The organism is Clostridium sp. K13 (genome assembly GCF_019734195.1).
Taxonomy (GTDB): domain Bacteria; phylum Bacillota; class Clostridia; order Clostridiales; family Clostridiaceae; genus Clostridium.
This window is the reverse complement of sequence record NZ_JAASHM010000065.1, coordinates 1-8,613: the sequence shown is the minus strand read 5'-3', so window position 1 is coordinate 8,613 and position 8,613 is coordinate 1. Positions and strand designations below refer to the sequence as shown.

10 protein-coding genes and 1 tRNA gene are annotated in these 8,613 nt (G+C 26.1%); 9 read left to right on the top strand and 2 right to left on the bottom strand.

The genetic code is table 11. The features are described 5' to 3' along the window. The first annotated feature begins 377 nt into the window (after positions 1 to 377). From HCG76_RS18465 to HCG76_RS18435, 7 genes are all read left to right on the top strand, one after another. Positions 378 to 530: a hypothetical protein gene (locus HCG76_RS18465; RefSeq protein ID WP_221701721.1), complete on the top strand. Its 153-nt coding sequence runs from the start codon at positions 378 to 380 to the stop codon at positions 528 to 530. A 98-nt stretch (positions 531 to 628) separates the two neighbouring features. Continuing rightward, positions 629 to 1,072, top strand: a complete 444-nt coding sequence (locus tag HCG76_RS18460; RefSeq protein WP_221701722.1) for a hypothetical protein — start codon at positions 629 to 631, stop codon at positions 1,070 to 1,072. A gap of 37 nt (positions 1,073 to 1,109) precedes the next feature. Continuing rightward, entirely contained in the window at positions 1,110 to 1,586 is a 477-nt protein-coding gene (locus tag HCG76_RS18455; RefSeq protein WP_221701723.1) for a VanZ family protein, read from the top strand. Between the two features lie 426 nt (positions 1,587 to 2,012). Beyond that, a complete protein-coding gene (gene fusA, locus HCG76_RS18450) occupies positions 2,013 to 4,100 on the top strand; it encodes an elongation factor G (protein ID WP_221701724.1) in 2,088 nt (695 codons plus the stop codon). Positions 4,101 to 4,277: 177 nt separating this feature from the next. Beyond that, a complete protein-coding gene (locus tag HCG76_RS18445) occupies positions 4,278 to 4,514 on the top strand; it encodes a hypothetical protein (protein ID WP_221701725.1) in 237 nt (78 codons plus the stop codon). Between the two features lie 131 nt (positions 4,515 to 4,645). After that, a complete protein-coding gene (locus HCG76_RS18440) occupies positions 4,646 to 5,152 on the top strand; it encodes a nicotinamide-nucleotide amidohydrolase family protein (protein ID WP_294172941.1) in 507 nt (168 codons plus the stop codon). A gap of 181 nt (positions 5,153 to 5,333) precedes the next feature. Continuing rightward, a complete protein-coding gene (locus HCG76_RS18435) occupies positions 5,334 to 6,284 on the top strand; it encodes a CPBP family intramembrane glutamic endopeptidase (RefSeq protein WP_221701727.1) in 951 nt (316 codons plus the stop codon). Positions 6,285 to 6,343: 59 nt separating this feature from the next. On the opposite strand, the gene HCG76_RS18430 is transcribed toward HCG76_RS18435, so the two are convergent. Continuing rightward, positions 6,344 to 6,781: a hypothetical protein gene (locus HCG76_RS18430; RefSeq protein ID WP_221701728.1), complete on the bottom strand. Its 438-nt coding sequence runs from the start codon at positions 6,779 to 6,781 to the stop codon at positions 6,344 to 6,346. Between the two features lie 165 nt (positions 6,782 to 6,946). On the opposite strand from HCG76_RS18430, the gene HCG76_RS18425 reads away from it, so the two are divergent. Both HCG76_RS18425 and HCG76_RS18420 read left to right on the top strand, forming a co-directional pair. Continuing rightward, a tRNA-Phe gene (locus HCG76_RS18425) sits at positions 6,947 to 7,022 on the top strand. A gap of 241 nt (positions 7,023 to 7,263) precedes the next feature. Continuing rightward, positions 7,264 to 7,470 (top strand): hypothetical protein, encoded by a 207-nt coding sequence (locus HCG76_RS18420; RefSeq protein WP_221701729.1) that lies wholly within the window; start codon positions 7,264 to 7,266, stop codon positions 7,468 to 7,470. Between the two features lie 55 nt (positions 7,471 to 7,525). Here the strand turns inward: HCG76_RS18420 and HCG76_RS18415 are convergent, their stop codons facing one another. Continuing rightward, positions 7,526 to 8,203: a uracil-DNA glycosylase gene (locus HCG76_RS18415; RefSeq protein ID WP_221701730.1), complete on the bottom strand. Its 678-nt coding sequence runs from the start codon at positions 8,201 to 8,203 to the stop codon at positions 7,526 to 7,528. Between the last annotated feature and the right edge of the window lie 410 nt (positions 8,204 to 8,613).

Sequence of the window (8,613 nt, the reverse complement as noted above, 5' to 3'; positions counted from 1 at the left end):
GGGGTATAGCTCAGTTGGGAGAGCACTTGCCTTGCACGCAAGGGGTCAAGGGTTCGAATCCCTTTACCTCCACCAAAGCTACGATTTACATCGTAGCTTTTTATTTTTATATAAAATAGTCTTAAATTCTTCTTAGGTAATTTTAATTACTAAAAGAAGAATTTTTTTATTTATAGAATTGATAGATAAATAAAAAAATTAAATAGAAATTAATATAAAATATATAATATTATGTCGTAAAATAAATTAAAATTTGTTATTGTTTTTTTGTTATCATTTGAAGAAAGTATTATATAATAGTGTTATAACATTTTAAAAATAAAGAGATAAAAACTTGTTAATTATTCTTATCATAATATAAGAATGGGAGTGGTCGTGTGGAAAAGAGAATAAACTTAGAAGAAAAAATTATAAAATTAAAACTTGAAAAAAGGGACTTGGTTTTAGCTGGTAAAAATACAAGTAAGATAGATGAGGAGATTGACAATATAAAAAATGAGTTAGATAAATTATCAGTTGGAGTAAAATAAATTTTTAAATACTTAATCTTTAAGCATATTATATAAAAATATATCATAATAATTTTTGAGGGAAGTATATTTCTATTTAAATATAGGAGGGAATATTTATGATAAGAACAGTGGTATGCGAAAAGGAAGGTTGTTCAGGAAATACTTTTTTAATAGAAACTCAAGGGAATAATTTAGTTTTAACATGTGAGCATTGTAAAAGTAAATATGAGTTTGATATAAGTTATTACGATTTTATAATACTATCTAATTGCTCTAAATGTAATAATGACACTTTTAAAGTATTTAGAGATACTGAAAAGGAAGGAATATATGCTAAGTGTGTAGAATGTGGATCTACACCAGAAAAAATATATATTGATTCTGATGGAATACAAGTATCTTATGAGGCTAAGTTGTTAAATGATATAAAAGAGCTTATGTATTTATTAGAACAAAGAATTTGTAATTTAGAATTAAAATTACAAGATTTGGAAAGTGGTCAAGGAATATTAGAGGAATCATTAGCTTATATAAATAGATATTTAGTTGAGAAAAATTAAATAAATTTTATTTAATTAATAAATTAAGGAGAAAAAGATGAAAAACAAAAGAGTTATAATTAGTTGGACTCTACTAATTGGATGGATGTTATTTATATTTTGTATGTCAAACCAACCAGCTGAAGTGTCAACTAAACAAAGTGACTTAGTAATAAAGTTATTTTCTGCTATAGGAATTGATTTAAATACTCACTTAGGATCGCTTGCTTCATTTATTGTAAGAAAAGCAGCCCATTTTACTGAGTATTTTATATTATATTATTTTGCTATTTTAGTTTGTAAGAATTACGTTGATATAAAAAGAGCAAGAATATATTCATTATTTATTGTTTTAGGGTATGCAATTACTGATGAGATACATCAATATTTTATTCCTGGAAGATCAATGGCTATTAGAGATGTTATAATTGATTTTTCAGGTGGTGTTTTTGGATTTATAATTAATTGGGTTATTTATAAATTGAAATATAAGAAACAAAATAAATATAATGTTAAGGCAAAAATAGTGAGTTAAAATTATTTTTAACATTGTTAAAAGAAATAGCAAATATTAAATTATATAGATTTATACTAATGATTAAACACTTAGTATAAGTCTTATTTTTTTAGTAATTTATTATTAAACTTCATTAATAATAAACATTTAAGTTAATATAAAATAAATTTAATAAATATAGGCACCTTATTTATACAATATAGATATAAGTTAGAATAAAATAATATGTTATATGGTTAAACTATAATTAATTGGAATAATTTTAGTTAATGTAAAAATTTAAGGATAATAGGATGATATGAATTAAGTACTATTTATAAGTATGGTTTCATAAAAATTAAGTATAACTTTAAAATAATAGTTACCAATAAAATGATAATTAATTAATCTATATAAAGAAAGGTGGGTGAAAGATAATACTAAAAATAGTATTATCGTGATGTTATGAAAGACTACAATTATAAGAAACTTAGAAATGTAGGGTTAATAGGTCATGGAGCAACAGGAAAAACATCTTTAGCAGAAGCTTTGTTATTTTATACAAATAACACAGATAGATTAGGAAGAGTTGAAGATGGTAGTACTGTTATGGATTATGAACAAGAAGAAAAGAAAAGAGGAATATCTTTATCAACTTCAGTTGCTTCATTTGAAGAGAATAATACTAAAATTAATATAGTAGATATGCCGGGATATTTTGATTTTCAAGGAGAAATGTATCAAGGTATGAGAGCTGTGGATATAGCTACAATTGTAATATGTGCTGTTTCAGGAGTACAAGTAGGAACAGAAAAAGCATGGGATTATTGTGAAAAAATAAAGTTACCAAGAGCATTTTTTATAAATAAAATGGATAGGGAAAATGCTGACTTTGATAAAACATTAGAAGCCATGAAAAATAGTTTTGGAATGAGTATAGTACCTATTCAATATCCTATAGGAAAAGAAAATAGCTTTATAGGAATAGTAGATGTTATATCTAAAACTGCAATAAAATATAATTCTAAGACTGGTAAAGAAGAAACAATCGATATACCTAATGAATTAGTTGATAAAGTTGAAGAATGTAAGCAAATGATAATGGAAGCTGTTGCTGAAACTGATGAAGAATTATTAGATAAATATTTAAATGACGGTGAATTATGTGATGATGATATTTATTCAGGATTAATCAAAGGATGCGCACAAGGTGAAATAGCACCAGTATTATGTGGTAGCGCTTCAAAGGTTATAGGAATAAAATCAATGATAAACAGTATAATTCAATGTTTCCCATCACCAGAACATTCACTACCTCAAAAAGCATTAAATTTAGATAATTCTGAAGAGGTTTTCATAAAGACGGATGAAAATAAACCATTTTCAGCTTTAGTGTTTAAAACTATTGCTGACCCATTTGTAGGTAAAATATCTTTATTTAGAGTTATTACAGGAAAAATTAATGGTGAATTGACAGTATTAAATCCTAATAAGAAAAAACAAGAAAAATTAAACCATTTATTTTTTATGAAAGGAAAAAATCAAGTTTCAACTAAAGAGATAGTTGCTGGTGATATTGGTGCAGTATCTAAATTACAATACACAGCGACTGGAGATACGTTGTGTAGTGAAAACTTTAAGGTAATGTATGATAAGATAAATTTACCTAATGCAGTAATGCCAATGGCAATATTACCTAAATCAAAGGGTGATGAAGAAAAGATATCACAATCATTATCAAAATTAATGGAAGAGGATCCTGTATTTAAGATAGAAAGAGATGTTGAAAATGCAGAGACTATAATTTGGGGATTAGGGGAAACTCATTTAGAGGTTATAGCTAGTAGAATAAAGAGTAAATTTGGAGCGGATGTTATTCTACAAGAACCAAAAGTTCCATATAGAGAAACTGTAAAAGGTACTTCAGACGTTCAAGGTAAGCATAAGAAACAATCCGGTGGGCATGGCCAATATGGAGATGTAAAAATAAAATTCGAACCAAGACAAGATGGTGAATTAGATTTAGAATTTGTAGATAAGGTTGTTGGTGGAGCAGTTCCAAGAAATTTTATTCCTGCAGTTGAAAAAGGATTAAGAGATTGCATATCAACTGGTGTTTTAGCAGGATATCCAGTTGTAGGATTAAAAGCTACACTATATGATGGTTCTTATCATCCAGTAGATTCATCAGAAATGGCATTTAAAGTGGCAGCTTCAATTGCTTATAAGAAAGGATTAGAAGCAGCTAAGCCAATTTTACTTGAACCAATTATGAATGTTCAAATTTTAGTTCCTGATAGCTATATGGGAGATGTAATGGGTGACATAAATAAAAGAAGAGGAAGAGTTATAGGAATGGAACCAGAAGGAAAGGTTCAAAAAATTAGTGCAGAAATACCAATGGCAGAAATGTTTAGCTATGCAACAGATTTAAGATCAATGACCCAAGCAAGAGGAAACTTTACTAGTGAATTTTTAAGATATGATGAAGTTCCGGCAAGTGAACTTGGAAAGATTCTAGATGATGTTAGAAACTTAAGGGAAGAAGCCTAAAAATAATATATAATAGCCTATTAAGAAGTTAAAAAATATACTTCTTAATAGGCTATTATATTTTAATTTTAAAATATAATAAGGAATAAAATAATAAATAATTACATAAAATAAGGACGGTTAGGAGAGGTCTATCAAGTTATGGGGGTTGAAAACAATTAATAGGAGGGTAAAAAAATGCCAGACTATAAAATGGATATAAGAGGAAAATTAGGGCTTAGTGAATATGGTGATATTTATGACTATATGGGAATAGTAGATAAGAATGATAATTTTACTATAACTCTAGATAATTCAAATAGGCAACATGTAAATATAATTACCTCCATGTTGAAAGAAAGTAATTTTTCTATATTGGAAGAGGGAATTAATAATTCAGGAGATTATTATATTAGTGCTAATAAATATAAATAAAAAGTCTCTAAGGTTTTTACTTTAGAGATTTTTATTTAGAATTATTAGAAAAAGTTACTAATAAAATATATGTAAATATTAGAATAAAGAGGTTATAATGAGTATGTATGAATTATATTGAGGTGAGTAAAGTGAAGAGTGAGAAAAGTAATGAAGATTCAATTGAATATATAGTGGGAGAGATTTTATGTAAAAATGAATTAACTATTTCAACTGCTGAATCTTGTACTGGAGGGATGGTAGCAGCTAAGCTAATTTCATATCCAGGTATATCATCTTCCTTTTTAGAAGGGGCAGTAACTTACTCTAATGAAGCTAAGATGAAAAGACTTGGTGTTAGGAAAGAAACCCTTAATGAGTATGGAGCAGTAAGTAAAGAAACAGCAAAGGAAATGGTAGAGGGAATTGCAAAAGAGAGTGGTTCTAATACATCTATAGCCACTACCGGAATAGCAGGGCCTGGTGGAGGTACTGATGAAAAGCCAGTAGGATTGGTTTATATAGCTGTACATGTAAATAATAATACAATAGTTGAAAAGTGTAATTTTAGTGGAAATAGAGAAGTGGTTAGAACTTCAGCAACTAACTATGCTTTAAAAATGCTTAAAATTGAACTTGAAAAACAAAATTATAGATAAATTTAGAAAAACAAAAATAATCCCATTAATATTTCCATGACATTAAAGGGATTATTTTTGTATATAAATAAAATGGGGGAGAGGCGATTAACTATGAAGTTTAAAACTTCATTTATATTATTGTCAAGAATTAAAATTAATATACATTAGGTAAATAAAATATTTATAAAAGGAGAGATATATGAAAAAGATATCAAGAGCAAACACGTATTTTTTAATAATTATGTTATTACAATTATTTTTGCCAATATATTTAATATTTAATTGGTTTAATATTACAGATAGTAAATTAATGTTGTTAATTAGTCATATTATAACTTTTATTTTTCCAGCAATAATATATTTAATTGTTACAAAGCAATCTGCAAAAGACGTATTAAAATTGAACAAGCTTTATTTAAAGGATACATTATTAATAATATTATTAGCATTTTTATGTCAACCAATAATGACATTCTTTTCTTTGATTTCTCAATTCTTTTTTGAAAATGAAATTGGAAATTTTGTAACTGGTATTGTAGATTCTCCATATATAGTTTTGCTTTTACTAATAGCGGTATTACCAGCAATAACAGAGGAAATTACAATAAGAGGAGTAGTATTATCTGGTTATAAAGATAAAAATATTTATTTATCATGTGCTATAACAGGATTATTATTTGGAATAATGCATTTAGATCCTCAACAATTTTTATATGCAGCAGTTTTAGGTTTTATATTAGCCTTAGTAGTAAGAATAACTAACTCAATATTTGCATCAGCATTAATACATTTTTTAATAAATGGTACATCAATAACATTACAAAAATTAATAAGTTTAATTCCGGAAAGCACTTCAGTAATGGAAGAAGCTACAGATATGAGTTTAAAAGGAATAGGAGTTGCAGAAAAAATATATTTAGCTACTTTTTATGGGTTAATAGCTTTAGTATTTGGAATAGCAGTATATTTTGTAATTAGAAAGATAGCAGAATTAAACATTAGAAGAGGAATAATAAAGAGAGAAGAATTAGATATAAAATATAATAAAAGTGATGAAAGAGTATTCAATATTCCGTTTATAGTTATTATAGTTGTATATTTATTATATATGATGATGGGAGTAATAATTAAATACTTATCTGGTATATAATTAAAAGACCGAGATAGTTTATAAATAAAACTACTTCGGTCTTTTTAAATAAAGAATTATTAATGATATACTGATGGTGTATTTTGAGATTGTTGATATATAAATGAGAAATCATCCTTATTAATCCAGCCCCTACAATTATAAGTACTATCAATAGGTAAACTTACATAGAACCAAGTTTTGTTATTTATAATTGCGCTATCTAAAATTTTAACCTCCATTTTTATATCTAATACCCTAATTTTAGGTGAGTCTAGAATTGGAGCTAAGAAAACAGTAGTATTATTATTTGTTATAGCTTTGCTAGCGGTAGGAGTCAAAAATTGTACATTTATATTTTGATTTTTAGTTAAAGCACTTCTATATTCATTTCTAATATTGTTAAACTGGTTAGAAGTTCTTAATATTCTATTTTTCGCTATAGTTAATTTTTTTTCATAATAAAAATACATAAATGCAATAATAAGTATAAGTATTAAAAATATAAAATATTTCAAGTGTACCTCCAGAATAAATGTTATATAATATATTTATATTGAATTAGCAATAAAAAATAACCTAAAATTTAATCATTATATAATTAACTGTGTTAAAAATATTTATATAAATTTTAGAAAAGTATTTGACATAATATAATATTGTATGTATAATCAAATTGTTGAGGCTCGATAGCTCAGTCGGTAGAGCAGAGGACTGAAAATCCTCGTGTCCCTGGTTCGATTCCTGGTCGAGCCACCAGGAAAGCAACTTACTATAGTAAGTTGCTTTTTTTTATGTTATTAAAAAAATAAAAGTTTTATTCAAACTTTTTAAAGAGTTAAGTAAAATATAAAAAGAGGTATAAAATAACGCTTTACAAAGTGTATTACATACAGTAAAATTAAATTGTAATAAATTTCATTTATTGTTAAGTTTAATTTAAGAGATAATTAATAATTAGAGTATATAATTTATTTATAGATAATAAGGGGGAAGAGATATGATAGAGAAAATAATACTTTCAGATCAAGATTATGAATATTTGACAAAAGGAATAGCTAGTGGAGTTGGAATAGGAACTATAGTTGGGTTATTATTAGGAAATGTCATTTTAGGTTTTGCATCCGGAGGGGTTATTGGAATTATCTTATCTTTTATATACTCATATTATAAAAAAGTAACAAAAAATAAAAAGATAACTAATTGAAAGCATATATTAAATAAAAAAATGGGTTAAAACCTTTTGGTTCTAACCCATTTTTTTATATATTTTCTATTTGCCAATCAATAGGATCCTTATTAACTGAAATTAAAAAATTATTAATTTTAGAAAATGGCTTACTTCCGAAAAATCCTCTAGATGCTGATAGTGGACTTGGATGAACAGAAGTAAGAATTAAATGTCTTTTGTTAGTAATTAATTCTTTCTTTTTTATTGCATTATTTCCCCATAATAAAAATACAACAGGATCATCTTTTTCGTTGACTAAAGAAATGATTTTATCAGTAAATACTTGCCATCCTATATTTTTATGCGAATTAGCCTCACCAGCTCTAACGGTAAGAGATGTATTGAGTAATAATACTCCTTGATCAGCCCATTTTTTTAAATAACCATTATTAGGTATATAACATCCTAAGTCTGAATTTAATTCTTTATATATATTTAGTAATGAAGGGGGTGTTTTTACACCAGGATTAACAGAAAAGCTTAAGCCGTGAGCTTGACCTGGACCATGATAGGGGTCTTGACCTAGTATAACAACCTTTATATCTTTATATGGTGTAAAATGTAAGGCATTAAATATATCATACTTATCAGGATATATTTTTTTTGTTTTGTACTCTTCTATTAGAAATTGTCTTAGCGTTTGATAATAATTTTTACTAAATTCATCTTCTAAAAGTTCTTTCCAATCATTTTTTAATATATTTGACATTATAATCACTCCAATTTAAATATAACTTTTTAAAAAATATATTAATATTAGATAATTATAACACAAACGCTACCTAGTATATCAATAATAGAAAAATAAAGAAAAAACAAGAAAAAAGAAGTGATATTAAATATATTTGAATAAAATAAGAAAATAGTGATAATAATAAAAAAAGAATAATGATATTATAAATATCGTCGCAAGTGACAAAAACAAACATAGTAAATGAATGTTAGAGTTAATGTGACAAAGTAATTTCTTCGAATTACTAAATGTTAAAAACTTTTTTGAAAAAAGTTGTTGACAGTAGTCGGAAGAAATGATAAGATAAGGAAGTCGCTTCGGTGCGACAGAGTAAATGGTCTTTGAAAATTGAACAGAATATAGTTAAAGTAAACCAGCAATTCTTT